At 71.5% G+C, this 23,894-nt stretch carries 23 protein-coding genes; 10 read left to right on the plus strand and 13 right to left on the minus strand.

Annotated features, from left to right (window positions below; genetic code table 11):
- Window positions 1-92 precede the first annotated feature (92 nt).
- On the plus strand, window positions 93-1,271 hold the full coding sequence (locus ACWEV0_RS25455) for a serine hydrolase domain-containing protein (RefSeq protein WP_453151771.1): 1,179 nt from the start codon (window positions 93-95) through the stop codon (window positions 1,269-1,271).
- Here ACWEV0_RS25455 and ACWEV0_RS25460 read toward each other — a convergent pair.
- The 4 genes from ACWEV0_RS25460 to ACWEV0_RS25475 all read right to left on the minus strand — a co-directional run bounded on the left by ACWEV0_RS25460 (window position 1,237) and on the right by ACWEV0_RS25475 (window position 5,114).
- The gene (locus ACWEV0_RS25460; RefSeq protein WP_453151772.1) at window positions 1,237-1,791 is read right to left on the minus strand and encodes a hypothetical protein; all 555 of its coding nucleotides are present in this window, start codon (window positions 1,789-1,791) and stop codon (window positions 1,237-1,239) included. The genes ACWEV0_RS25455 and ACWEV0_RS25460 overlap by 35 nt on opposite strands.
- Window positions 1,792-1,821: 30 nt before the next feature.
- On the minus strand, window positions 1,822-2,352 hold the full coding sequence (locus ACWEV0_RS25465) for an HXXEE domain-containing protein (RefSeq protein WP_453151773.1): 531 nt from the start codon (window positions 2,350-2,352) through the stop codon (window positions 1,822-1,824).
- A gap of 11 nt (window positions 2,353-2,363) precedes the next feature.
- Window positions 2,364-3,560, minus strand: coding sequence for an ABC transporter substrate-binding protein (locus tag ACWEV0_RS25470; protein ID WP_453151774.1), 1,197 nt, complete (start codon window positions 3,558-3,560; stop codon window positions 2,364-2,366).
- A 117-nt stretch (window positions 3,561-3,677) separates the two neighbouring features.
- Window positions 3,678-5,114 (minus strand): gamma-aminobutyraldehyde dehydrogenase, encoded by a 1,437-nt coding sequence (locus ACWEV0_RS25475; protein ID WP_453151775.1) that lies wholly within the window; start codon window positions 5,112-5,114, stop codon window positions 3,678-3,680.
- 206 nt (window positions 5,115-5,320) lie between these two features.
- Between ACWEV0_RS25475 and ACWEV0_RS25480 the strand changes: the two genes are divergently transcribed.
- The 7 genes from ACWEV0_RS25480 (at window position 5,321) to ACWEV0_RS25510 (ending at window position 12,430) form a co-directional block, all read left to right on the plus strand.
- On the plus strand, window positions 5,321-5,812 hold the full coding sequence (locus ACWEV0_RS25480; protein WP_403791643.1) for an Lrp/AsnC family transcriptional regulator: 492 nt from the start codon (window positions 5,321-5,323) through the stop codon (window positions 5,810-5,812).
- A complete protein-coding gene (locus ACWEV0_RS25485; RefSeq protein ID WP_453151776.1) occupies window positions 5,797-7,176 on the plus strand; it encodes an aspartate aminotransferase family protein in 1,380 nt (459 codons plus the stop codon). Before ACWEV0_RS25480 ends, ACWEV0_RS25485 begins: the two co-directional genes overlap by 16 nt.
- Window positions 7,177-7,388: 212 nt before the next feature.
- On the plus strand, window positions 7,389-8,129 hold the full coding sequence (locus ACWEV0_RS25490) for an ABC transporter ATP-binding protein (RefSeq protein WP_453151777.1): 741 nt from the start codon (window positions 7,389-7,391) through the stop codon (window positions 8,127-8,129).
- The gene (locus ACWEV0_RS25495) at window positions 8,111-9,196 is read left to right on the plus strand and encodes a hypothetical protein (RefSeq protein WP_453151778.1); all 1,086 of its coding nucleotides are present in this window, start codon (window positions 8,111-8,113) and stop codon (window positions 9,194-9,196) included. The genes ACWEV0_RS25490 and ACWEV0_RS25495 overlap by 19 nt, the downstream gene beginning before the upstream one ends.
- Window positions 9,197-9,214: 18 nt before the next feature.
- Window positions 9,215-10,339, plus strand: a complete 1,125-nt coding sequence (locus ACWEV0_RS25500; RefSeq protein ID WP_453151779.1) for an LOG family protein — start codon at window positions 9,215-9,217, stop codon at window positions 10,337-10,339.
- A gap of 79 nt (window positions 10,340-10,418) precedes the next feature.
- Entirely contained in the window at window positions 10,419-11,408 is a 990-nt protein-coding gene (locus ACWEV0_RS25505; protein ID WP_453151781.1) for a hypothetical protein, read from the plus strand.
- Window positions 11,405-12,430 (plus strand): hypothetical protein, encoded by a 1,026-nt coding sequence (locus tag ACWEV0_RS25510; protein WP_453151782.1) that lies wholly within the window; start codon window positions 11,405-11,407, stop codon window positions 12,428-12,430. Before ACWEV0_RS25505 ends, ACWEV0_RS25510 begins: the two co-directional genes overlap by 4 nt.
- Before the next feature lie 8 nt (window positions 12,431-12,438).
- Here the strand turns inward: ACWEV0_RS25510 and ACWEV0_RS25515 are convergent, their stop codons facing one another.
- The 4 genes from ACWEV0_RS25515 to rlmN form a co-directional block, all read right to left on the minus strand.
- Window positions 12,439-13,461: an ABC transporter ATP-binding protein gene (locus ACWEV0_RS25515; protein WP_453151783.1), complete on the minus strand. Its 1,023-nt coding sequence runs from the start codon at window positions 13,459-13,461 to the stop codon at window positions 12,439-12,441.
- The gene (locus ACWEV0_RS25520) at window positions 13,461-15,074 is read right to left on the minus strand and encodes an ABC transporter permease (RefSeq protein ID WP_453151793.1); all 1,614 of its coding nucleotides are present in this window, start codon (window positions 15,072-15,074) and stop codon (window positions 13,461-13,463) included. The genes ACWEV0_RS25515 and ACWEV0_RS25520 overlap by 1 nt, the downstream gene beginning before the upstream one ends.
- Window positions 15,075-15,112: 38 nt before the next feature.
- Window positions 15,113-16,195 (minus strand): thiamine ABC transporter substrate-binding protein, encoded by a 1,083-nt coding sequence (locus tag ACWEV0_RS25525; protein ID WP_453151795.1) that lies wholly within the window; start codon window positions 16,193-16,195, stop codon window positions 15,113-15,115.
- A gap of 257 nt (window positions 16,196-16,452) precedes the next feature.
- Window positions 16,453-17,559, minus strand: coding sequence for a 23S rRNA (adenine(2503)-C(2))-methyltransferase RlmN (gene rlmN, locus ACWEV0_RS25530; RefSeq protein ID WP_453151784.1), 1,107 nt, complete (start codon window positions 17,557-17,559; stop codon window positions 16,453-16,455).
- Between the two features lie 164 nt (window positions 17,560-17,723).
- Between rlmN and ACWEV0_RS25535 the strand changes: the two genes are divergently transcribed.
- Entirely contained in the window at window positions 17,724-18,434 is a 711-nt protein-coding gene (locus tag ACWEV0_RS25535; protein WP_453151785.1) for a hypothetical protein, read from the plus strand.
- 121 nt (window positions 18,435-18,555) lie between these two features.
- On the opposite strand, the gene ACWEV0_RS25540 is transcribed toward ACWEV0_RS25535, so the two are convergent.
- The 5 genes from ACWEV0_RS25540 to rpsB all read right to left on the minus strand — a co-directional run bounded on the left by ACWEV0_RS25540 (window position 18,556) and on the right by rpsB (window position 23,116).
- Entirely contained in the window at window positions 18,556-19,707 is a 1,152-nt protein-coding gene (locus tag ACWEV0_RS25540) for a phosphatidate cytidylyltransferase (protein WP_453151786.1), read from the minus strand.
- Window positions 19,707-20,264, minus strand: a complete 558-nt coding sequence (gene frr, locus ACWEV0_RS25545) for a ribosome recycling factor (protein ID WP_453151787.1) — start codon at window positions 20,262-20,264, stop codon at window positions 19,707-19,709. The genes ACWEV0_RS25540 and frr overlap by 1 nt, the downstream gene beginning before the upstream one ends.
- Before the next feature lie 109 nt (window positions 20,265-20,373).
- Window positions 20,374-21,138, minus strand: a complete 765-nt coding sequence (gene pyrH / locus ACWEV0_RS25550) for a UMP kinase (RefSeq protein ID WP_453151789.1) — start codon at window positions 21,136-21,138, stop codon at window positions 20,374-20,376.
- A 157-nt stretch (window positions 21,139-21,295) separates the two neighbouring features.
- Window positions 21,296-22,132 (minus strand): translation elongation factor Ts, encoded by an 837-nt coding sequence (tsf, locus tag ACWEV0_RS25555; RefSeq protein ID WP_453151790.1) that lies wholly within the window; start codon window positions 22,130-22,132, stop codon window positions 21,296-21,298.
- A gap of 111 nt (window positions 22,133-22,243) precedes the next feature.
- On the minus strand, window positions 22,244-23,116 hold the full coding sequence (gene rpsB, locus ACWEV0_RS25560) for a 30S ribosomal protein S2 (protein ID WP_451611108.1): 873 nt from the start codon (window positions 23,114-23,116) through the stop codon (window positions 22,244-22,246).
- A gap of 255 nt (window positions 23,117-23,371) precedes the next feature.
- Here rpsB and ACWEV0_RS25565 point away from each other — a divergent pair, with 255 nt between their 5' ends.
- Complete coding sequence (locus tag ACWEV0_RS25565; protein WP_453151791.1) at window positions 23,372-23,842, plus strand: murein hydrolase activator EnvC family protein; 471 nt, start codon at window positions 23,372-23,374, stop codon at window positions 23,840-23,842.
- Window positions 23,843-23,894 lie beyond the last annotated feature (52 nt).

Consider the following 23,894-nt stretch of genomic DNA (forward strand, 5'->3'; position numbering starts at 1 on the left):
GCGAAGACCGCCGGTGCGGGCGATCCGCGGATCACCGCTGGTCAGCAGGATGGAGCCATCGAGAACGACGGTTCACACCCACGGAGTCGACCATGAAGCACACCACCCGCACGCTGCTCGCCGCCGCCCTGGTCCTGGGCGTCGCGGCGGGCCCGCTGGCCCTCCCGGCCGCCGCCGCGCCCGCCCCGGCCGGCACCGCCCGGGCGGCGTCCGCCTCGTCGGACGCGGCCCTGGCGCAGGTGATCGCCGGCCTCCCCTCGAAGGACGCGACCGCGGCCCTGGTCCGGGTCGGCGGCACCGAGGGCGTCTGGCAGGGCAGCTCCGGGGTGCACGACCTGAGGACGAACCGCCCGGCCGATCCGGGTGCCCGTTTCCGGGCCGGTTCGGTGACCAAGGTGTTCACGGCGGCGGTCGTCCTCCAGCTCGCGGCGGAGGGCCGGATCGATCTGGACCGCCCGGCCCGCGCCTATCTCCCGGAGCTGATCCCGGCGGCGTACGGCGAGGTGACGGTCCGCCAGCTGCTGAACCACACACACGGCATCCCGGCGGCCGACCTGCCGGGCGAGACGGTCGAGGAGTGGTACGCGCGCCGCTTCGTCACGTACGACCCGCGCGACCTGGTCCGCATGGCGACCTCGCAGCCGCGCGAGTTCGCGCCCGGGACGAAGCAGCACTACCTGAACATCGGCTACACGATCGCCGGTCTGATCGTCGAGCGCGTCACGGGCGACTCGTACGAGCACCAGGTGTCCGAGCGCGTGCTGCGGCCGCTCGGTCTGCGCGACACCTGCTTCCCCGGCACCAGCCCCCGGATCGAGGGCCCGCACAACCACGGCTACCAGCTGATGAAGCTGGACGACGGGACGACCGGGCTGCGCGACGTCAGCGTCTGGAACGCCAGCGACGGCTGGGCGGCCGGGGACCTGATCTCGACCACCGCCGACCTGGAGCGGTTCACGCGGGCCCTGTTCGCGGGCCGGGTGGTGCGCGGGCCGATCCTGGAGGAGATGTTCACGCTGCCGAAGGTCGAGGACTTCAGGACCGGCGATCCCGCCGCGTACTCCGCGGGCCTGTCGATGAAGAAGCTGGGCGGGCGCGAGGTGTGGGGCAAGACCGGCGGCCGCTGGGGCTACAACGCGGCCATCGCCTCGACCCGGCACGGCGAGCGGACCCTGGTCTACAGCGTCAACTCCACCGACGCCAAGGGCCAGGACATGAACAAGGTGGCGCTCGGCCTCATGCTGACGACGTTCGGCCTGCCGTCGAAGTGAGCCCGGCGCTCCCCTGTGCCGCCTCCAGGCGCTTGATCAGCCGGCGCACGACGAGCAGCGGCAGGATGCCGAAGACCCCGAAGGACATGTCGATGACCGACCACCAGAAGGGGATGTCGCGGACCGGCCCGCAGATCAGGGCGAGCGGGATGATGCCGACGCAGGCAATCATGCCGAACTCGATGACCCAGATGTTGCGGACCGGGTCGCGGTAGGGCCCGTAGAAGGCGACGGCGATGACGAGATGGGCGAAGGCCAGCCAGTCGGTGCCGTAGAGGAGGTACGGGGCGTGGGCGTCGGCCGCCTCGACCCCGGTGCGCACCCGGGCGAGCCACTCGGCGAGCACGGGGAAGGCGTCGGCGACGGACGCGGCCCACGAGGACAACGCCTCGTCGGCCAGCCGGAGTTCGGTGACCAGCGGGAACGCGGTGGCGCCGCTGAGCACCAGACAGACGATGAAGACGACCAGCCAGACGCGGATGCGCTTGAGGAGGGCTCTGGGCCCGTTCGTGTCGCTCATGAGGGCAGCGTACGCCCCTCATGAACACGTTCAAAAACGAGGGGCGATCTTGCGCGCCACGGCGTGCGAGACGACGGTCGCCCCCGCCGCGATCGCGAGGCCGGCCACCACGTCCCGGCCCCGCGTGGGCCGCAGCACCCCGGCCTTCCGCAGCCGGCCGCGCGCCCACAGGGTGAAGGGGATGACCACCAGCGGCGAGGTCACCGAGCCGGGGGTCACTCCGCGCACGGCGGCCGCCTGCGCGAGATGCACCAGTCCGTGCAGCCCGAAGCCGTTCAACGCCCCCTGGTAGAAGGCGGACCGGCCGCCCGAGCGCCCGCCGGCGACGGCGGCCGAGCCGACGATGCCGGCCATCACGGCGACGGCGGCCCGGAATTCGCGGTCGTCGACGGAGCCGAGGGCCCGCCACACCGGCTCGGGCACCGCGGGGAACCGCTTGCGCAGCCGCGGCAGGTTCTCCCGCATCCAGCGCGGGCCGAAGGCCACCTCCTCGGCGTCGTGCAGCGCCCAGGCGGCGAACAGTCCATAGGTGACCAGTGAGTTGATGTTCCGATCCGTCATGACCGGAGAACTCACAGGCCGACGATCGAGTTCCACCGCTTGGCGAACTCGGCGCGCTCCTCGGGCCTGATGTCCCGGGCGATCGCGAGCCGCTTGCGCATCGCGCCGTCGGGGAAGACCAGCGGGTCCTCGGCGAGCGCGGCGAGCTCCTCGTCGGAGGAGTCGGCGAGGACGTCACGGGCGGCGGGGACCGGGCAGACGTAGTTGACCCAGGCGGCGAGCCTGGCTGCGACCTCGGGCTCGTAGTAGTAGTCGATCAGCTGCTCGGCGCCGGCCTTGTGCTCGGCCAGGTTGGGGATCAGCAGGGACTCGGCCCACAGTTCGGCGCCCTCCTCGGGCACGACGAAGGCGATGTCCGGGTTGTCGGCCTGGAGCTGGATGACGTCGCCGGAGTACGCCTGGCAGGCGAGCACGTCTCCGGTGGAGAGGTCCTTGATGTAGTCGTTGCCGGTGAAGCGGCGGATGTGCTTCTTGCGTACGAGCCCCTCGATCCGCTCGCAGACCCGGTGGAAGTCGTCGGCGGTCCAGCGGGTGACGTCGACGCCGTCGCCCTGCATGAGCAGCGCGAGGGACTCGTCGAGCCCGGACAGCAGGGTGACCCGGCCGCGCAGGTCGTCGGCCCACAGCTCCCCGGTGGAGCGGATCTCGCGGCCGAGCCGCTTGCGGTTGTACGCGATGCCGGTGATCCCGGACTGCCAGGGCACCGAGTGCAGCCGGCCCGGGTCGAAGGCGGGCGTGCGCAGCAGCGGGTCGAGGTGCCGGGCGACGTTGGGCTGCCGGTCCCGGTCCATCTCCTGGACCCAGCCGAGGCGGACGAAGCGGGCGGCCATCCAGTCGCTGATGACGACGAGGTCGCGGCCGGTCTGCTGGTGGTTCATCAGGGACGGGCTGATCTTGCCGAAGAACTCGTCGTTGTCGTTGATCTCCTCCGTGTAGCGCACGGAGATCCCGGTCCGCTTCGTGAAGCCGTCCAGGGTGGGCCGCTTCGACTTGTCCTTGTCGTCGGTGTCGATGTAGAGCGGCCAGTTGGCGAAGGTCAGGCGCCGGTCCCGCGCGGACAGGTCGCGTCCGGCGCGGTCGCCCGGCTCGACGTACGCGGGCGGCACCCCGCACCCGGCGAGGAGCGCCGCGGCGCCGGTGCCGCCGAGCCCGCGCAGCAGCGCGCGGCGGGACGTGGTCCTGCTGGTCGTCCTGGTCGTCTTGGTCACCCGTACAGCTTTCCGGCGGGTACGGACCGGGGGCAATGGACGCTCCGTCGACCCGACGGGCGCGGCCCCGACACCCTGTCGATCAAGGTGCCGGGGCCGCGGGGGGGCCGGGTCGGATCAGCCGAGGGAGGTCATCACGTGCTTGATGCGCGTGTAGTCCTCGAAGCCGTACGCCGACAGGTCCTTGCCGTAGCCGGACTTCTTGAAGCCGCCGTGCGGCATCTCGGCGACCAGCGGGATGTGGGTGTTGATCCACACGCAGCCGAAGTCGAGCACCTTGGACATGCGCATGGCGCGCGCGTGGTCCTTCGTCCAGACCGAGGAGGCCAGGGCGTACTCGACGCCGTTGGCGAACTCGACGGCCTGGGCCTCGTCGGTGAAGGACTGGACGGTGATGACGGGGCCGAAGACCTCGTTCTGGACGATCTCGTCGTCCTGCTTGAGGCCGGAGACGACGGTCGGGGCGTAGAAGTAGCCCTTGTCGCCGACCCGGTGGCCGCCCGCCTCGACCTTGGCGTGGGCCGGGAGGCGGTCGATGAAGCCGGTGACCTGCTTCAGCTGGTTGGCGTTGTTCAGCGGGCCGTAGAGCACGTCCTCGTCGTCCGGCTGGCCGGTCTTGGTCTCGGACGCGGCCTTGGCGAGCGCGGCGACGAACTCGTCGTGGATGGACTCGTGGACGAGCACGCGGGTGGCCGCGGTGCAGTCCTGGCCGGCGTTGAAGTAGCCGGCGACGGCGATGTCCTCGACGGCCTTGTCGATGTCGGTGTCCTCGAAGACCACGACCGGGGCCTTGCCGCCGAGCTCCAGGTGGACGCGCTTGACGTCCTTGGACGCCGACTCGGCGACCTGCATGCCGGCCCGGACCGAGCCGGTGATGGAGGCCATCGCCGGGGTGGGGTGCTCGACCATGGCCTTGCCGGTCTCGCGGTCGCCGCAGACGACGTTGAAGACGCCCTTGGGGACGATCGAGCCGATGATCTCGGCCATCAGGACCGTCGACGCCGGGGTGGTGTCGGACGGCTTGAGGACGACCGTGTTGCCCGCGGCGAGGGCCGGGGCGAACTTCCACACGGCCATCATCATCGGGTAGTTCCACGGCGCGACCTGGGCACACACACCCACCGGCTCGCGGCGGATGATCGAGGTCATGCCCTCCATGTACTCGCCGGCCGAGCGGCCCTCGAGCAGCCGGGCGGCACCCGCGAAGAAGCGGATCTGGTCCACCATCGGCGGGATCTCCTCGCTCGCGGTGAGCGCGACCGGCTTGCCGGTGTTCTCGACCTCGGCGGCGATGAGCTCCTCGGCCCGCTCCTCGAAGGCGTCGGCGATCTTGAGGAGCACCTTCTGGCGCTCGGAAGGCGTGGTGTCACGCCAGGCGGGGAAGGCGGCCGCGGCGGCCTCCATCGCGGCGTCGACGTCGGCCTGGCCGGAAAGGGGGGAGGTGGCGTACACCTCGCCGGTGGCCGGGTTGATCACGTCGATCGTGCGGCCGTCGGCCGCGTCCCGGAACTCCCCGTTGATGTAGTTGCGCAGCCGGCGCAGCTCGGTGGTCACTTGCCACCCCTCCTGTCACGTTCTGTCTCCGCACTCCGTCGTGCGGTGTCCCGATGGGCGAGACACCCCAGCCTAATCGGTTCACTGACGCTTTCAACAGCCCCGACCCCCCGCAACTTCGGATTCAGCATGATCCACAGCCGAGAACAACGAATTTCATCGATCTGGGGTTGCCAGACGGACGAGGTTCGGTGCACAGTGAAGTCGTGGCCAGTCAAAGCACCCACTCCAGAACCGGAACCGGTTCGTCCCCGACGATCGATGCCGTCTCCCTGGCGATCATCGAACAGCTCCAGGAGGACGGCCGCCGCCCCTACGCCGCCATCGGCAAGGCCGTCGGCCTCTCCGAGGCAGCAGTGCGGCAGCGCGTACAGAAGCTGCTCGACCAGGGCGTCATGCAGATCGTCGCCGTCACCGACCCGCTCACCGTGGGCTTCCGGCGGCAGGCGATGGTCGGCATCAACGTCGAGGGTGACCTGGATCCGGTCGCGGACGCTCTGACCGCCATGGCCGAGTGCGAGTACGTGGTGATGACCGCGGGCTCGTTCGACCTGATGGTGGAGGTCGTCTGCGAGGACGACGACCACCTCCTGGATGTGATCAACAAGCGCATCCGCACCCTCCCCGGGGTGCGCTCCACCGAGAGCTTCGTCTACCTGAAGCTCAAGAAGCAGACCTATATGTGGGGAACCCGATAGCCGTGAGCCAGGACCTCTCCAAGACCGCCTACGACCACCTGTGGATGCACTTCACCCGCATGTCGTCGTACGAGAACAACCCCGTCCCCACCATCGTCCGCGGTGAGGGCACCTACATCTTCGACGACAAGGGCAAGCGCTACCTCGACGGCCTCGCCGGCCTGTTCGTGGTCAACGCCGGTCACGGCCGCCAGGAGCTGGCCGAGGTCGCGTACAAGCAGGCCCAGGAGCTCGCGTTCTTCCCCGTGTGGTCGTACGCGCACCCCAAGGCCGTCGAGCTGGCCGAGCGTCTCGCGGGCTACGCCCCCGGCGACCTCAACAAGGTGTTCTTCACCACCGGTGGCGGCGAGGCCGTCGAGACCGCCTGGAAGCTGGCCAAGCAGTACTTCAAGCTCCAGGGCAAGCACACCAAGTACAAGGTCATCTCGCGTGCGGTCGCCTACCACGGCACCCCGCAGGGCGCCCTGTCGATCACCGGCCTGCCGGCCCTGAAGGCCCCCTTCGAGCCGCTGGTCCCCGGCGCGCACAAGGTGGCGAACACCAACATCTACCGCGCCCCGATCCACGGCGACGACCCCGAGGCCTTCGGCCGCTGGGCCGCCGACCAGATCGAGCAGCAGATCCTCTTCGAGGGCCCCGACACCGTCGCGGCCGTCTTCCTGGAGCCGGTGCAGAACGCCGGCGGCTGCTTCCCGCCGCCGCCCGGGTACTTCCAGCGCGTCCGCGAGATCTGCGACCAGTACGACGTGCTGCTCGTCTCGGACGAGACGATCTGCGCCTTCGGCCGCCTCGGCACGATGTTCGCCTGTGACAAGTTCGGCTACGTGCCGGACATGATCACCTGCGCCAAGGGCATGACCTCGGGCTACTCCCCGATCGGCGCCTGCATCGTCTCGGACCGCATCGCGGAGCCGTTCTACAAGGGCGACAACACCTTCCTGCACGGCTACACCTTCGGTGGCCACCCGGTCTCCTCGGCCGTGGCCCTGGCGAACCTCGACATCTTCGACAAGGAGGGCCTGAACCAGCACGTGCTGGACCAGGAGGGCAACTTCTTCTCGACGCTGCAGAAGCTGCACGACCTCCCGATCGTCGGCGACGTCCGCGGCAACGGCTTCTTCTACGGCATCGAGCTCGTCAAGGACAAGGCCACCAAGGAGTCGTTCAACGACGAGGAGGTGGAGCGCGTCCTCTACGGCTACCTCTCCAAGGCGCTGTACGAGAACGGCCTGTACTGCCGCGCCGACGACCGTGGGGACCCGGTCATCCAGCTGGCTCCGCCGCTGATCGCGGACCAGTCCACGTTCGACGAGATCGAGCAGATCCTCCGCACCACCCTCACCGAGGCGTGGACGAAGCTCTGAGCTGATCCCGTAGGACCTCACGCCGCCCTCACGGCGTGACCACGGCCCGGGTATGCCGCCATCCGAGTGGATGACGGGGTGCCCGGGCCGCGTGCTGTCCGTACGACCCGATGCGAATCCTTACGGTGCCCAGTGACCCACCGGCCCGTAGCGTCGTTCCCCCGTCCAGGGGAACGGACACTGTTTTCGGCTTCGACATCGAGGTGTACGCGATGGCCCCACCGGACAACGACGTGCTCTGGGCGCGTTCCCTGCGCTGCGCGCTGGGCGGGCGCGAGGGCGCCACCGACGTGCTCACCGGCGTCTCCGTCGGCGTGCGCGAGGGCGAGATCCTCGGCGTCACCGGCCCCCGCGGCAGCGGCAAGACCACCCTGCTGCGCTGCCTGTCGGGCCAGCTCGTCGCCCAGGAGGGCGAGGTCTGGTTCAACAGCGCGCCCGTCCACACCCTCACCCGCGCCCAGCGCGAACGGCTGCGCCGCGACCGCTTCGGCTGGATCGACCCGGAGCCCGGACTCGTCCCCGAGCTCACCGGCTGGGAGAACGCCGCCCTGCCGCTCCTGCTGCGCGGGATCTCCCACCGGGCGGCGAAGACCACCGCCACCGAATGGCTGGAGCGCCTCGACATCGGCGCGGCCGCCCGCAAACGCCCGGCCGCCCTCCCCCACTCCCAGCGCCAGCGCATCGCCATCGCCCGCGCCCTCGTCACCGCCCCCACCGTCCTCTTCGCCGACGAGCCGACCGCCGCCCTGCACCGCGCCGACGGCGCGCAGGTGCTGCGCACCCTCACCGCGGCCGCCCGCTCGCACGGCATCACCGTGCTCCTCGCGACCCACGACCCCGAGGTCGCCTCGCTCGCCGACCGCACGGTCGCACTCCTCGACGGACGCCTCACCGGCTCCGTACCGCCGGCCACCGGGGCGGAGGGCGTCACCGCGTGCTCGCTCTCCGTCTAGTCCGCGGGACCCACCCGGTCGTCCAGCTCCGCCGCCTCCTCGTCGCCGCGGCCGCCGCCGGGGTGGGCTTCCTCCTGCTGTGCGCCCTCGGTTACGCCGCCGGCCACCCCGCCGGCTCCGCCGAGGCCGTGCTCCGCCTGCTGTGGTGCGTGCCGCCGCTCGCCGCGACGGTGCAGTTCGCGGTGGCCGTGGCCCGTACCGACCCCAGCACCCGGCCGCGCCCCGGTCTCTCCGCGATCGGCCTCGGGCCGGCCCGCCTCACCGCGATCGCCGCCACCTCCACGGCCGTCGCCTGCACGCTCGGCTCCGCGCTCGCCCTGCTCTTCTACCTCCACCTGCGCGGCGACATCACGGGCCTCCCCTTCGACGGTGCCGCGGCCGGCCTGCTGGCCGCCGACCAGCCCCTCCCGCTGGCCGCCGCGCTCACCCTCCTCGCGATCGTCCCGGTCGCGGCGGCGACGGCGGCGGGCCTGTCCCTGCGCCCCCGGAAGGCCCGCACCGCAGAACCGTCCCCCACCTCCGCCCTCCCCTGGGGCATCACCCTCCTCGCGGTGGGCCTGGCCGTGGAGACGTACACGGCCCGCGGCACCGGCAGCGGGGTCCTCACCGGCTGGTTCATCACCACCGTGGGCCTCGCCCTGATGGGCCCCGGCCTCACCCACTGGTGCGGACGCCTCCTCCAGACGGTCCGCCCCGGCGCGGTCCGGCTCCTCGCCGGCCGGGTCCTCATGGACGAGTCCCGGCGCCTCGGCCGCCCCCTGGGCGTGGTCTGCGCGGTCGGCTCCGCGGCGATCGCCGCGGTCACGGTGTACGGCGGCGCGGCGCTCGGCCCGCTGACCTGGCTCGGCGTCACCGTCGTCGTCGGCTGCACGACGGCCACCCTCCTCACCGCCGCCCTGGAGTCGAAGCAGTCCCGCACCCACACCACCGAGGCCCTGCGCCGCCTCGGCGCCCCCCCGACCGTGCTGCGCACGACGGCGCTGCTGCGGGCCGGCGCGCTGCTCGCAGTCTTCGTCCCGCTGACCTGTGCGGTCGGCATCCTGGCGGCGGTCCCGCTGCGGGGCTGACCGCCCTATCGTGACCCCATGACCCACCCGCGCGGCCACGAACACGAGATCCACTCGCTGAAGGAGTTCGACGCGGCGCTCGGCGCGCCCGGCTCCCTCTCCGGGTACCGGGTCCAGTCCCTGGACCTCACCGACCGCACCTTCGCACTGCTCTCGGCGTCCACCGCCGACGCCGTGTTCCTGGGCTGCGCCATGCAGCCGGAGGCCGCCGCCAAGGTCCGCGCGGACGGCGCCCTCGTCTTCCCGCCGGTGCCGGACCTGCCGTTCGATCCGTATCGGGCGCGGCTCTACTCCCCCGACGAGTTGTACGAGGGAGTCGCCACGGTGCCGTACGAGCGGACCCCGGACGCCCGTACGTACGCCTGGTTCCGGCGCACCAGGTCGGACGGCGACATCTTCTCCTCGATACTCCGCTCCCTCCACGACGACGCGATCTCGGACGCCCTGGACGAGCACCTGGCGGGCGCGCGCGTCGTCGGCGTGATGGGCGGGCACGCGATGGTCCGGGGCGGCGCCGCCTACGCGGGCGCGGCTCGGCTCGGCCGCTCGCTGACGCGCGCGGGGCTCACGGTGGCGACGGGCGGCGGGCCTGGCGCGATGGAGGCGGCGAACCTGGGCGCGTACACGGCGCCGCTCCCCGACGACGTGCTCGACGAGGCGCTCGAACTGCTCGCGAAGGCGCCGTCGTTCACGCCGTCCGTCACCGACTGGGCGCGGGCCGCGTTCGAGGTACGGGCGCGCTGGCCGCGCGGCGGCGACTCGGTGGGCATCCCGACCTGGTTCTACGGGCACGAGCCGCCGAACCCGTTCGCGGCCCGGATCGGCAAGTACTTCGCGAACGCCACCCGCGAGGACGGTCTGCTCGCCCGCTCGAACGCGGGCGTGGTGTTCCTGCCGGGCGCGGCCGGCACCGTGCAGGAGATCTTCGACAACGCGACCCCGAACTACTACGCGTCGCAGGGCCAACCGACCCCGATGGTCCTGGTGGACCGCGCCCACTGGACGGACCGCCTGCCGGCCTGGCCCCTGCTGCGCACCCTGGCGGCGGACCGCCCGATGTCGGCGCGGATCACGCTGGTGGACTCGATCGACGAGGCCCCGGCGGCGCTGGCGGCACTGGCGGCCGCGCGACCCGGCGCGTAGCCGCGCTCCCCCGCGCGGCGGAGCGGATGCCACCCGCGGGCTGACGCGGTGCGGGGAGGCCGCGCGCGAGGCTCGGGGCATGACCGTCACGTTCACGAAGAACTGGCCGGCCTGGGCCGGCCGCGCCGCTCTCGCCTGGTCCCTGCTGTACGCGGCGGGCGCGGCCCTCGCCGCCGCCACCGGCCCCGCGTTCGGTTACGCGCTGCTCGGCAAGGGCACCGGCACGGGCGCCGAGACGGCGACGGCCGCACTGTACGGGGCGGCGGCCGTCCTCGCGTACGCGATGCTGCTGCGGCCGGACGGCCGCCGGCTCCCCGTCGCCGCCTGGGGTGTCGTGGGCCTGTGCCTGTCCTCGGGCTTCGGCTTCCTCCTCGCCCCGACGCACCTGCTGTTCTTCCTGGAGCGCAACCAGCCACCCGTGGACTGGGCCGCCCTGGCCAACCAGGCCGTCGCGGTCCTGGGCGCCGTCCTGTGGGGCTGCGCGGCCCTCGCCCACCGCCGCCACCGGCTCGGCACCTGCCCGTACTGCGGCGGCCGCGCCCCGGCCGTCCCGGCGGACGCCCGCCGCGCGGGCCTGGTCGCGGTCGGCGCGCTCGTCCCGTACGCCACGCTGAAGACGGTGTGGGCGCTGGGCTTCACCCCGGGGTTCACCGGCACCGGCCGACCGGGCGCCGACCCCCGGTACACGAGCGATCCGGGCCTGTGGCTGTACGACCACGGCGTGGACGTCACCGCCGTCCTGGCCCTGATCGGCATGGCGCTCGCCCTGGCCCTGACCCGCCCGTGGGGCCGCCGCCTGCCCCGGCCCGCGCTGCTCGCCCTGGGCTGGGCGGGCGCGGGAGCACTGGCCCCGTTCGGCCTCTTCCTGGCCGCCATCGGCCTCCTCGCCTGGACCGGCGTCTCCGACGTCGACCTCGCCGACCACGCGCCGTGGGTGTTCGCGGTCGCCTACGGCGGCTTCTGCCTCTTCGGCCTGGCCCTCGGCCGCGCGACCCGGCTCTACCAGCGCGCGACGCGGAAAATGTGCGCGCGCTGCCGAGCCCGTCCGGGTGAGAATCCGGGGCGATGACGAGAGTGACGAACGTGTTCGTGTGCGCGGGGTGCGAGACGGCGCTGACGGTGCCGGTGACGCAGGTCCCGCTTCCCCCTGAGACCCATCACTCCTACCAGCACGCATTCATGCCTCCCCTGATGGCGCCGGGGACGTACGCGGTCGATCCGCTGCCCTCGGGTCGTCCCTACCGCATGTGGGAGGAGGTCTCGGAGGCGGAGGCGGCGGCCCGGGGCGTGTTCGCGCCGGTCCACGGCCTGTCCTTCGGACCACGGGGCCGGGTCGTCGTCGCACCGGGCGACGTCCGCGGCACCATGCTGGTCCCCGAGTTCAGTGGCGACTCCTGCCTGGGCGTCGTGGCCGGGGACGAGCCCAACATGGTGTGCGAGGCGTGCGGGCTGCCGGTGGCGTCCCGGGTGGACGACTGCGGGCTGTGGTCGGCGGTGTGGTTCGAGCCGGACGCCGTGCGTCGCGTCCACATGGGCGTGCCCGCTCCCGCACGGGAGTGGGAACCCCTGCCCCCGATCGATCCCTCCGGCTACTGGAGTCCGCGCTGGTCTGCGGCGGCCGGCGCGGCCCTGGCCCATCTGCTGCTCGCCTCCGGGGGCGGGCCGGTGGTCCTGCCCGACGGGCTCGTCACCGAGATGTTCGGCCCGGCGGTGGAGCTGCTCCTGCCGGCCGCGGGCCCGGCGAAGACGGTCGGCCTCGCCGGGCCCGGGCTGCCGGGCGACGGCCTCGACATCGCGCTCGTCCCGTACGGCACGCCGCCGCCCGGTGACGCGGCCGCCGTGCCGCTGCCGGACGGCGTCTGGGCGGGCCTGGCGCTGCCCGGGGAGACCCGGCCGACACCGGTCTCCGGGACGCTGCCGGCCGGCGTGCTGCGGGACGACTACCCGCTGCCCGGCCACGCGTGGGATCTGTTCCGGCCCGACCGCCGTGCCGTGCTGCACACGCTGGCCCGGATGCCCGAGGTGCGCCTGCCGTGGCTGCGCGCGCTCTACGACCGGGTGGGGACCTCCCCGTACGGCGCCCTGTTCTAGGGGCTGCCTCAGCCCGCGTCCAGCACCACCACGTCCTCCGCGTCGAACACCACGTCCACCGCCGTGCCCTCCACCGGCGCGTCCCGCAGCGCGAACTCCGCCTCCAGGGGCGGGCCTTCGGACGGGCGGAGCGTGGCGGAGACGTGGTTGCCGCGGAAGGTGCGGGTCTCGACGCGGCAGGACAGGCCCTCGCCCGGGGCGGCGAGGCGGACGCCCGCCGGGCGCACGAGGAGACGGCGGTCGCCCTGGGGAGAGCCGTCGGGGACCGGGACCTTTCCCCAGACGGTGGTGGCGGCGGCGCCGCTCACGGTCGCCGCGACCACGTTGTCGAAGCCGAGGAAGCGGGCGACGAACTCGGAGGCCGGGCGCTGCCAGACGTCGAGGGGGGTGCCGGACTGGGCGATGCGGCCGTCGCGCATGACGACGACCCGGTCGGCGAGGGCGAACGCCTCGCCCTGGTCGTGGGTGACGGCGAGCACGGTGGTGCCCAGCGTGCCGAAGAGCCGGCGGAGTTCGACGACGAGGCGTTCGCGCAGGCCCCGGTCGAGCTGGCCGAGCGGCTCGTCGAGCATGAGCAGCCGGGGGCGGGGCGCGAGCGCGCGGGCGAGGGCGACGCGCTGCTGTTCGCCGCCGGAGAGGGCGGAGACGGCGCGGCGCCCGGCGCCGGGAAGGCCGACGAGGTCGAGCAACTCGGCGACGCGGGCGGCCTGTTCGGCCTTGGAGGCGCCGTGCATGCGCAGCCCGAAGGCGACGTTGCCGGCGACGTCGCGCTGCGGGAAGAGCTGGTGGTCCTGGAACATGAGGCCGACGCCGCGCCGGTGCACGGGCACCCCGGCCTGGTCGGTGCCGCCGAGCGACACCCGCCCGCCGTCGAGCGGCTGGAGTCCGGCGACGGCGCGGAGCAGCGTGGACTTGCCGCTGCCGCTCGGCCCGAGCACGCACACGATCTCGTGCTCGGCGACCTCCAGGTCCACCGCGTCGAGGACGGCGCGGTCCCCGAAGCGTACGGTCGCCGCGGTCAGCGTCAGCATCAGAACTCCCCCGAGGTCCGGTCGGAGCGCAGCCGTTCCAGGAGCAGCAGGGACACCGCGCACACCACCATGAGAATCGTCGAAAGGGCCATGGCCTGGCCGTAGTTGAGCTCGCCCGGCCGGCTCAGGAGCCGGGCGACGGCGACCGGCAGGGTCGGGTTGTCGGGGCGGGCGATGAAGACCGTCGCGCCGAACTCGCCGAGCGACACGGCGAAGGCGAAGCCGGCGGCGATGAGCAGTGCCCGCCGCACGAGCGGCAGGTCGACCTCCCGCCACGCCCGCCACGGCGAGGCCCCGAGCACGGCCGCGGCCTCCCGCAGCCGGTCGTCCACGGCGCGCAGCACGGGCAGCATGATCCGTACGACGAAGGGCACGCCGACCAGGGCCTGCGCGAGCGGTACGAGGATCCAGCTGGCCCGCAGGTCGAGCGGCGGCTCGTCGAGGGTGATGAGGAAGCCGAAGCCGACGGTGACGGCGGACACCCCGAGCGGCAGCATGAGCAGCGCGTCGAAGCCGCGCACGAGCCGGCCGGCGCGCCGGGTGAGCGCGGCGGCGGCGAGGCCGCCGATGACGACGGCGATGGCGGTGGCGGCGAGCGCGTACTGGAGCGAGTTGACGATGGTGTCGGTCATCGGCACGAGGAAGGTGCCGCTGTCGTCGACGGACTGCAGTGCCCGGTAGTAGTCGAGGCCGTAGCCGCCGGGTGTGGCGAGGGAGCGTTCGACGAGGACGCCGAGCGGCGCGAGGATCAGCAGCGCGACGGAGAGCAGCACCGCGCCGAGCAGCGCCCACTGCCCGGCGCCGCGCGGCCGGCGGGCGGTCCGCTCGGCCGGCACCAGCTTCAGCGCCGTCTCCCGGCGCCGTACCGTCCGCGCGTGCACGGCGAGGATCGCGCCGACCATGACGAACTGCACCATGGTGAGCACGGCGGCGGTGGACAGCTGGAGCCGGTCCGCGGTCTGCCGGTAGATCTCGGTCTCCAGCGTGGAGTACGCGGGGCCGCCGAGGATCTGCACGATGCCGAAGGAGCTCGCGGTGAACAGGAACACCATGAGCCCGGCGGCGGCGACCGACGGCGCGAGCGCGGGCAGCGTCACCGTCCGCCAGGCCCGCCAGCGGGAGGCGCCGAGGACCCGGGCGGCCTCCTCCTGGCGCGGGTCGAGCTGGGACCAGAGGCCGCCGACGGTGCGGACGACGACGGCGTAGTTGAAGAAGACGTGGGCGAGCAGGATCGCCCACACACTGGTGTCGAGCCGGACGCCCCACCACTCGTCGAGCAGGCCGCGGCGGCCCACCAGGGCGAGGAACGCGGTGCCGACCATGACGGTGGGCAGCACGAACGGCACGGTGACGACCGCGCGCAGCAGCTTCTTGCCGGGGAAGTCGAAGCGGGCGAAGACGTACGCGCCGGGCAGCGCGACGAGCAGGGTGAGCGCGGTGGAAGCGAGTGCCTGCCACAGCGTGAACCACAGCACGTCGAGGATGTCCGGCCGGCTCAGCGTCTCGCCGAACCGGCCGAGCTCCCAGTGGCCGTCGGGCCGGAGCCCGCGCTCGACGATCGAGACGACGGGCCAGGCGAAGAACACCGCGAAGAACGCGACGGGCAGGACCATCAGCCCGAGCCGCGTCGCGCTCTCCCTGCGGCTGGTGACTACTTCAGGACGAGCGAGGTCCACTGCTGGATCCACTGGTCACGGTTGTCGGCGATCTTCTTCGGCGCCATGGTCTCCGGCTTGTCGATCACCACACCGTGCTTGGTGAACAGCTCCGGCAGCGACGCGTCGTTCGCGACGGGGTTGACGAACATCTGCAGCGGCATGTCCTCCTGGAACTTCTTGGAGATCATGAAGTCGATGAGCGCCTTGCCGCCCTCGGGGTTCTTCGCCCCGTTCAGCAGGCCGGCGAACTCGGTCTGCCGGAAGCAGGTGCCGGTGGACACGCCGGTCGGCGCGACCTTCGGCTGCGGCTCGGAGTAGAGCACCTCGGCTGGCGGGGAGGAGGCGTACGACACGACCAGCGGCCGGTCGCCCTTGGCCTTCTTGCCGCCGGAGGAGCCGGAGAACTCCTGGTTGTAGGCGAGCTCCCAGCTGTCGACCGTCTTCACGCCGTTGGCCTTGAGCTTCTTCCAGTAGTCCTGCCACCCGGCGTCGCCGTACCTGGCGGCCGTGCCGAGGAGGAAGCCGAGACCCGGGGAGGAGCGCTCGGGGTTCTCGACGACGAGCAGGTCCTTGTACGCCGGCTTCGCCAGGTCGTCGAAGGTCTGCGGCGGCGTGAGCTTCTTGTCCGCGAAGTACTTCTTGTCGTAGTTGACGCAGATGTCACCGGAATCGACCGGAGTGACCCGGTGCTCCGCCTTGTCCAGCTGGAACGCGTCCGGGACGCGGTCCAGGCCCTTCGCCTCGTACGAGGTGAAGATGCCGTTGTCGAGGGCGCGGGACAGCAGCGTGTTGTCGACGCCGAAGAAGACGTCGCCCTGCGGGGCGCCCTTGGTCAGGATCTCCTTGTTGACGGCCTCGCCGGCGTCACCGCTCTTGAGCACCTTGACCGTGAAACCGGTCTGCTTGGTGAACTCCGCGAGCACCTCCTTGGAGGCGGCGAAGGAGTCGTGGCTGACGAGCGTGACGGTCTTCGGCGCGGGGCCCTCGGAGGCCGCCCTGTCCTTGCCGCCGTTGCCCCCGCCGCACGCGGCGAGGGTGGTGACGCCGAGCGCGCTGACGAGCGCGACGGCGGCCATCTTCTTGATGCTCACTGGTTTTCCTCCTGGGTGTGACCAGGAAGAGACGCGGCCCTGCCCGCGACCGGGGAGACCGGGCGCGGGCAGGGCGCAACAGCTCGAGTTACGACCGAACTTCCTACCCAGAATGACCTGGGCGAGGTTCAGAGGGTCTGCGGTCGCCGTGCTCGTCTCACAAGCGGCACGTCACCGCACTCTCAGCGCTGTGGCGCTCCCCTGTCGGAATATGCATTTGTGTTCGAGCTCAGACTACAAGGTCAGCGTTCCGCCGCGGCGAGCTGTCCACAGGCACCGTCGATCTCCTGGCCGCGGGTGTCGCGGACGGTGACCGGCACGCCGTGGGCGGCGATGGCCTCGATGAACGCCTTCTCGTCCTCCGGCCGGGACGCGGTCCACTTGGAGCCCGGGGTCGGGTTCAGCGGGATCAGGTTGACGTGCACCCGCTTGCCCTTGAGCAGCCGGCCCAGCAGGTCGCCGCGCCACGCCTGGTCGTTGATGTCCCGGATCAGGGCGTACTCGATGGAGATCCGTCGGCCGGACTTCTCCGCGTACTCCCAGGCCGCGTCGAGGACCTCGCGGACCTTCCAGCGGGTGTTCACCGGTACGAGGGTGTCACGCAGCTCGTCGTCCGGGGCGTGCAGCGACACCGCGAGGCGGCACTTGAAGCCCTCGTCGGCGAACCGCAGCATCGCCGGGACCAGACCGACCGTGGAGACGGTGATGCCGCGCTGCGACAGGCCGAGGCCGTCGGGCTCGGGGTCGGTGAGCCGGCGGACGGCGCCGACGACCCGCTTGTAGTTCGCGAGCGGCTCGCCCATCCCCATGAAAACGATGTTCGACAGCCGGGCCGGACCTCCGGGCACCTCGCCGTCGCGCAGCGCGCGCATGCCGTCGACGATCTGGTGGACGATCTCCGCCGTGGACAGGTTGCGGTCGAGCCCCGCCTGGCCGGTGGCGCAGAACGGGCAGTTCATGCCGCAGCCGGCCTGCGAGGAGATGCACATGGTCACCCGGTCCGGGTAGCGCATGAGCACCGACTCCACGAGGGTGCCGTCGTGCAGCCGCCACAGCGTCTTGCGGGTCGTGTCGTCGTCGCACGACACGTGCCGCACCACCGACATCAGATCGGGCAGCAGCTCCCCCGCGAGCTTCTCGCGCGAGGCGGCCGGGATGTCGGTCCACTCGGCCGGGTCGTGCGCGTACCGCGCGAAGTAGTGCGTGGACAGCTGCTTGGCGCGAAACGGCTTCTCGCCGATCGCGGCGACGGCCTCCTTGCGCTCGGCGGGCGTGAGGTCGGCGAGGTGCCGCGGGGGCTGCTTGGCTCCGCGCGGGGCGACGAAAGTGAGTTCTCCGGGCTTGGGCATGGTCTTACCAGTGTCGCAGACGGAATCCGGGACGGGCGCACCCCGCGAATTGGCTGATCGCCTCCCCATGAGGTTGGGTGTCCATGCCAATGTTTCGATCTTGGTCGCGGCCGGGTCCGGTCGCGGCCGGGTCCGGTCGCGACCGGCACCGCGAGGAGTCTCAGGTGAAGGCTGTTGTACGGGGGGCCGCCGTCGCGGCGGTACTGGCGCTTGCGCTGACGGCGTGCAAGGACGGGAGCACCTCGGCGAACCCGCAGACGGGCGGCCCGGGCGCGGGAGGCGCGACCTCGGGCGCGCCCGCCCAGCAGGGCGGATCGGCGGCTCCCACCGACCATCAGAGCATCACGCCGAACTTCCCTCCGGTATCGATCAACGCGACCGACATATATGCCGCGCTCCCGGCCGACGGCAGTCTGGAATCCATGTCCAGCGGCGAAACCATCGTGGTCCAGGACGCCGACGCCCTCAAGGGCTGCGCCGAGCTGACGAAGTCGCCGTGTGCCGCCGGGATCAAGGTGGCCGGGCACAAGGACATGGAGTCGCGCAACCCGGACGGCGCGCGGATCGAATTCAGCCTCCTCTCCTTCGCCGGCGCGACCGAGGCCGCCGCGGAGACGAAGGCTCTCGCGGAGCAGAAGCGGAAGCCCGGCGAGGCGGACGAGCACCCGGTGAAGTCGCTGCCGATGGACACCGGCGCCGAAGAGACCGAGGCGTTCCAGCACGACAACAGCATCCACGTCGTCATGCGCGTCGGCTCCGTTGTGGCCTACGTCATGGCGAGCGACACCTCGCCCGAGAACGTGAAGTACGCGGCGAAGCTCCAGATCGCCCGCGTACAGGCGGTCGGGGCGGGGATCAACCCGGACCGCGGCTGACCGGCAGGTCGTACGGGCCGGACGGCGATGCGAACCCCCGGCCCGCACCCGAAGGTGCGGGCCGGGGGCCCTGCCACGAACCGATACCGCGCCGATATGCGGCTCCGCCGGCTGGCGCCGGTCAGCCGCTGCCCACGAACAGCACCATCAGCAGCCACACCACCGGCGCCGTCGGCAGCAGCGAGTCCAGCCGGTCCATGATGCCGCCGTGCCCGGGAAGGAGCGTGCCCATGTCCTTGATGCCGAGGTCGCGCTTGATCATGGACTCGCCCAGGTCGCCCAGGGTCGCGCTCGCCGCGACCGCGAGGCCGAGCAGCAGGCCCTGCCACCAGGCGCCGTCGTCGATCAGGAACTCCATGCACAGCGCGCCCGCCGCCATCGCGAAGGCGACCGCGCCGACCAGGCCCTCACGGGTCTTGCCGGGGCTGATGCGCGGGGCCAGCTTGTGCTTGCCGAACCGCCAGCCCACCGCGTACGCGCCGGTGTCGCTGACCACCGTCAGGAGCAGGAAGGTCAGCACCCGCTGCGGCCCGTCGTCGGCGGTGAGCAGCATCGCCACGAAGGTCGCCAGGAACGGCACGTAGAACGCGGCGAAGACGCCCGCCGTGACGTCCTTCAGATAGCCCTCGGGCGGCTCCGTCATCCGCCATACGAGGACGGCGAGCGCCGTGAGCGCCATCGCCACCCACGCGCCCTCCGCGCCCCGCACGTACCCGGCGACGACCATCGCCGCGCCGCCGACCGCGAGCGGGACCAGCGGGGCCTTGATGGCCTTGCGCTCCTGGAGGCGGGAGGTCAGCTCCCACAGGCCGACCACGACGGCGACCGCGATCACACCGACGAACGCCGGCTTCCAGATGAACAGCGACGCGATGATGACCGCGCCGAGGCCCAGGCCGACCCCTATGGCCGCGCCCAGGTCACGGCCTGCGCTCTTCTTCTGCCGCGGCTGCTGCCGGGGCGAGGGCGCGGGCTGGGAGGGGCTGGACATGGGCTCCTGCGGGTGCTCGTGCGGTGTGTGGTCGTGGAACGCGGGTCCGGAGGACGCGGGGTCCCCGTACCCGTGGTCGCGGAACGGGGGACCGCTCGGCTGAGCGGCCCCCCGACCGTGATCGTCCTGGTTGTCGCCGGCGGGAACGTCGTCGGACACGATGGGCATGGGCCGAGTCTGCGCCGCCGGGAGCCCTTCGTAGGCGGGACCCGCCGGGGCAGGCCCCTGGTCGGGCCCGCCGAAGCCGGTTCCGGCCGGGGCCCTCCAGGATGAGTCGTTCATCAGACCTCGAGGAGCTCGGCTTCCTTGTGCTTCAGCAGCTCGTCGACCTGCGCGACGAACTTCGCGGTGAGGTCGTCGAGCTCCTTCTCCGCGCGACGGCCCTCGTCCTCGCCGACCTCGCCGTCCTTGACGGCCTTGTCGATGGACTCCTTGGCCTTGCGGCGCACGGAGCGGATCGAGATCTTGGAGTCCTCGGCCTTGGTCTTGGCGACCTTGATGTAGTCGCGGCGGCGCTCCTCGGTCAGCTCGGGGAACACCACCCGGATGATGTTGCCGTCGTTGCTCGGGTTGACGCCGAGGTCCGAGTCGCGGATGGCCTGCTCGATGTTGCGCAGCGCGCTCTTGTCGAACGGGGTCACCACGGCCATGCGCGGCTCCGGCACCGAGAACGACGCCAGCTGGTTGATGGGGGTGATGGCGCCGTAGTAGTCGGCCACGATCTTGTTGAACATCGCCGGGTGCGCACGGCCGGTGCGGATCGCGGCGAAGTCCTCCTTGGCGACCACGACGGCCTTCTCCATCTTCTCCTCGGCCTCGAGGAGGGTCTCTTCGATCACCACTTGCTCCTGCGTGTCGTCGCGTTGTGTCCTGCACGGTGTACGGGCAGGGCTCTGTCCATCCCCCGCGCGGTGTCCCTCACCCGCGTGGGTCGGTTCCCGGTTCGGGTCAGGCCCGGGTGCCCTGGTCGCTCACGAGCGTGCCGATCTTCTCACCCTTCACCGCGCGCGCGATATTGCCCTCGGTGAGCAGTTCGAAGACGCGGATCGGCAGCTTGTTGTCACGGCAGAGGGTGATGGCGGTGGCGTCGGCGACCTTGAGGTCGCGGGAGAGCACCTCGCCGTACTCCAGCGCGTCGAACTTCACCGCGTCCGGGTTGGTCTTCGGGTCCGAGTCGTAGACCCCGTCGACACCGTTCTTGCCCATGAGCAGGGCCTCGGCGTCGATCTCCAGGGCACGCTGCGCGGCGGTCGTGTCGGTGGAGAAGTACGGCATGCCCATGCCCGCGCCGAAGATCACGACGCGTCCCTTCTCCAGGTGCCGCACGGCACGCAGCGGGATGTACGGCTCGGCGACCTGGCCCATCGTGATGGCGGTCTGGACGCGGGAGACGATGCCCTCCTTCTCCAGGAAGTCCTGGAGGGCGAGGCAGTTCATCACCGTGCCGAGCATGCCCATGTAGTCGGACCGGGCCCGGTCCATGCCGCGCTGCTGGAGCTCGGCACCGCGGAAGAAGTTGCCGCCGCCGATCACGACCGCGATCTCCGCGCCGTCGCGGACGACGGCAGCGATCTCGCGCGCGATGGCGTGCACGACGTCCGGGTCGACCCCGAGGCCGGTGCCCCCGGAGAATGCCTCTCCGGACAGCTTCAGCATGAAGCGGCCGGCCTTTTTGCCGTTGTTGTCGTCGCCCTGTGCGGCGCGCTGATTCATGGAGATCTCCTCGTGCACATACCAAGAAGGCCATTGCCTGGGTTCCTTGCGGTTTCCCCTACGGCAATGGCCTCCTCGTCAGATCTGCGGCCGTCCGGCGCGAACGCGTGCGGCTGCTTCAGACCCTACCCGGGTCCGGTGTCCGTTGCGTACGGACTCAGATGCCGACCTTGATGCGGGTGAAGCGCTTCAGGGTGACACCGGCCTCGTCCAGGACCTTCTGAACGGACTTCTTGTTGTCAAGGGCGTACGGCTGGCCGAGCAGCGTGGCGTCCTTGAAGAAGCCGTTGACGCGACCCTCGACGATCTTGGCGATCGCGGCCTCGGGCTTGCCCTCGGCGCGGGTGGTCTCCTCGGCGATGCGACGCTCGGACTCGACGACCTCGGCCGGAACGTCTTCCTTGGTGAGGTACTTCGGGGCGAACGCGGCGATGTGCTGCGCGATACCCTTCGCGACCTCGGCGTTCTCCTTGTCGAGCTCGACCAGGACACCGATCTGCGGCGGCAGGTCGGGCATCGTGCGGTGCATGTACGCGGAGACGTAGCCGTCGGCGTACTGCGCGAAGCGGTCGAGGACGATCTTCTCGCCGAGGTTGGCGTTGGCCTCGTCGACGTACGCCTGGACGGTCTTGCCGGCCTCGATCTCGGAGGCGAGCAGGGCGTCGATGTCGGCCGGAGAGGTGGCGGCGACGTGCGCGGCCAGCGCGTTGGCGACGGCGAGGAACTTCTCACCCTTGGCGACGAAGTCCGTCTCGCACTTCAGCTCGACCAGGACACCGGAGGTGTTGTCGTCGGCGATGATGGAGACCACGGCGCCGTTCTCGGCGGAGCGGCCCTCGCGCTTGGCGACGCCCTTCTGGCCCTTGATGCGCAGGGCCTCTACGGCCTTGTCGACATCGCCTTCGGCCTCGTCCAGGGCCTTCTTGCAGTCCATCATGCCGGCGCCGGTGAGCTCGCGGAGCTTCTTGACGTCAGCGGCGGTGTAGTTCGCCATGAGTCTGTTTCTCTCTCGAAGTCTGAAAGATCGGGCGGGTCCACGGGTGGACGGCGGGGGCTTTTTGGGCCCCCGCCGTCGTCACCCGAAGGTCCTCAGGGACCGGAAGGGTCAGGCCTGCTCGGCGTCGGCGGCCGGCGCCTCGGTGGCCTCGGCGGCCGGAGCCTCGGTGGCCTCGGCGGCGGCCGGAGCCTCGTCAGCCTTCTTCTCGCCCTCGAGCAGGTCGCGCTCCCACTCGGCGAGCGGCTCGCCGGCGGCCTTCTCGCCCGGCTTCGAGTCGCCGGTCGCGGCGCCGGAGCGGGCGATGAGGCCCTCGGCGACGGCGTCGGCGATCACGCGGGTGAGCAGGGTGACGGAGCGGATCGCGTCGTCGTTGCCCGGGATCTTGTAGTCGACCTCGTCGGGGTCACAGTTGGTGTCGAGGATCGCGACGACCGGGATGTTGAGCTTGCGAGCCTCGCCGACGGCGATGTGCTCCTTCTTGGTGTCGACGATCCAGACGGCGCTCGGCACCTTCTGCATCTCGCGGATACCACCAAGGGTCTTCTCCAGCTTGGCCTTCTCGCGGGAGAGGACCAGGAGCTCCTTCTTGGTGAGGCCCGACGCGGCCACGTCCTCGAAGTCGATCTGCTCGAGCTCCTTGAGGCGCTGCAGACGCTTGTAGACGGTGGAGAAGTTGGTGAGCATGCCGCCCAGCCAGCGCTGGTTGACGTACGGCATGCCGACGCGGGTCGCCTGCTCGGCGATGGCCTCCTGCGCCTGCTTCTTCGTGCCGACGAACATGATGGAGCCGCCGTGCGCGACGGTCTCCTTGACGAACTCGTAGGCGCGGTCGATGTACGACAGCGACTGGAGCAGGTCGATGATGTAGATGCCGTTGCGCTCGGTGAAGATGAAGCGCTTCATCTTCGGGTTCCAGCGACGGGTCTGGTGACCGAAGTGGACGCCGCTCTCCAGCAGCTCCCGCATCGTGACGACGGCCATGGCCGTATCTCCTTGGGTTTCTCGGTTGTTTTCCTGACGCCCCGACGCGCCGTGCCACAAGGGACCGAAAGGCGCTGCCACCCGTCACGAGGACCAGTGGCGGGGCGTGCGAAGTCGACCCGGTGACCCGGGTCGCCATGGAAAGTGTACGGGACCCCGGGAGCGGCGGGTGACGGCGTTGTCCACAACCGGCAGGTTGTCCACAGATTCCGCTGATGCCGGTCATGCGCGATCCGACCGGAGCAACCTGACGTCATGAACCTCTACGCGACCGGACTCCTACTCGCCGTGGCCACCACGGTCTGGCCCGTCGGCCCGCCCCGCCCCGAGATCCTCCGCGACTGGGAACCCCCACCGGGCCCCTACGCCGCCGGCCACCGCGGCCTCGACCTCGCCGCCCCACCGGGCACCCCGGTCCGCGCCCCGGCCCCGGCCACCGTCACCTTCGCGGGCCCGGTCGCCGGCCACGGCGTCCTCACCCTCACCCTGTCGGACACCGGCCTCCCACCCCTGCGCACGACATACGGCCCGGTGGACCCGCTCGTACGCACGGGCACGGTGGTGCGGACCGGCGACATCGTCGCCCGCGTCGCCGCCCCCGCCGACCACTGCCCCGTGAGCTGCCTCCACTGGGGCCTGCTGCGCGGCGAGACGTATCTGAACCCCCTGGGACTGATGGGCACGGGACCGTCACGACTGCTGCCGGTATGGGGGCGGCCGGTGTAGGGGCGCGCGCCTGCCTGGCGGGCCTCGCCTCTCTCGGACGGGCATGGTCTCC

The sequence above is a fragment of the Streptomyces sp. NPDC003943 genome (assembly GCF_053605265.1).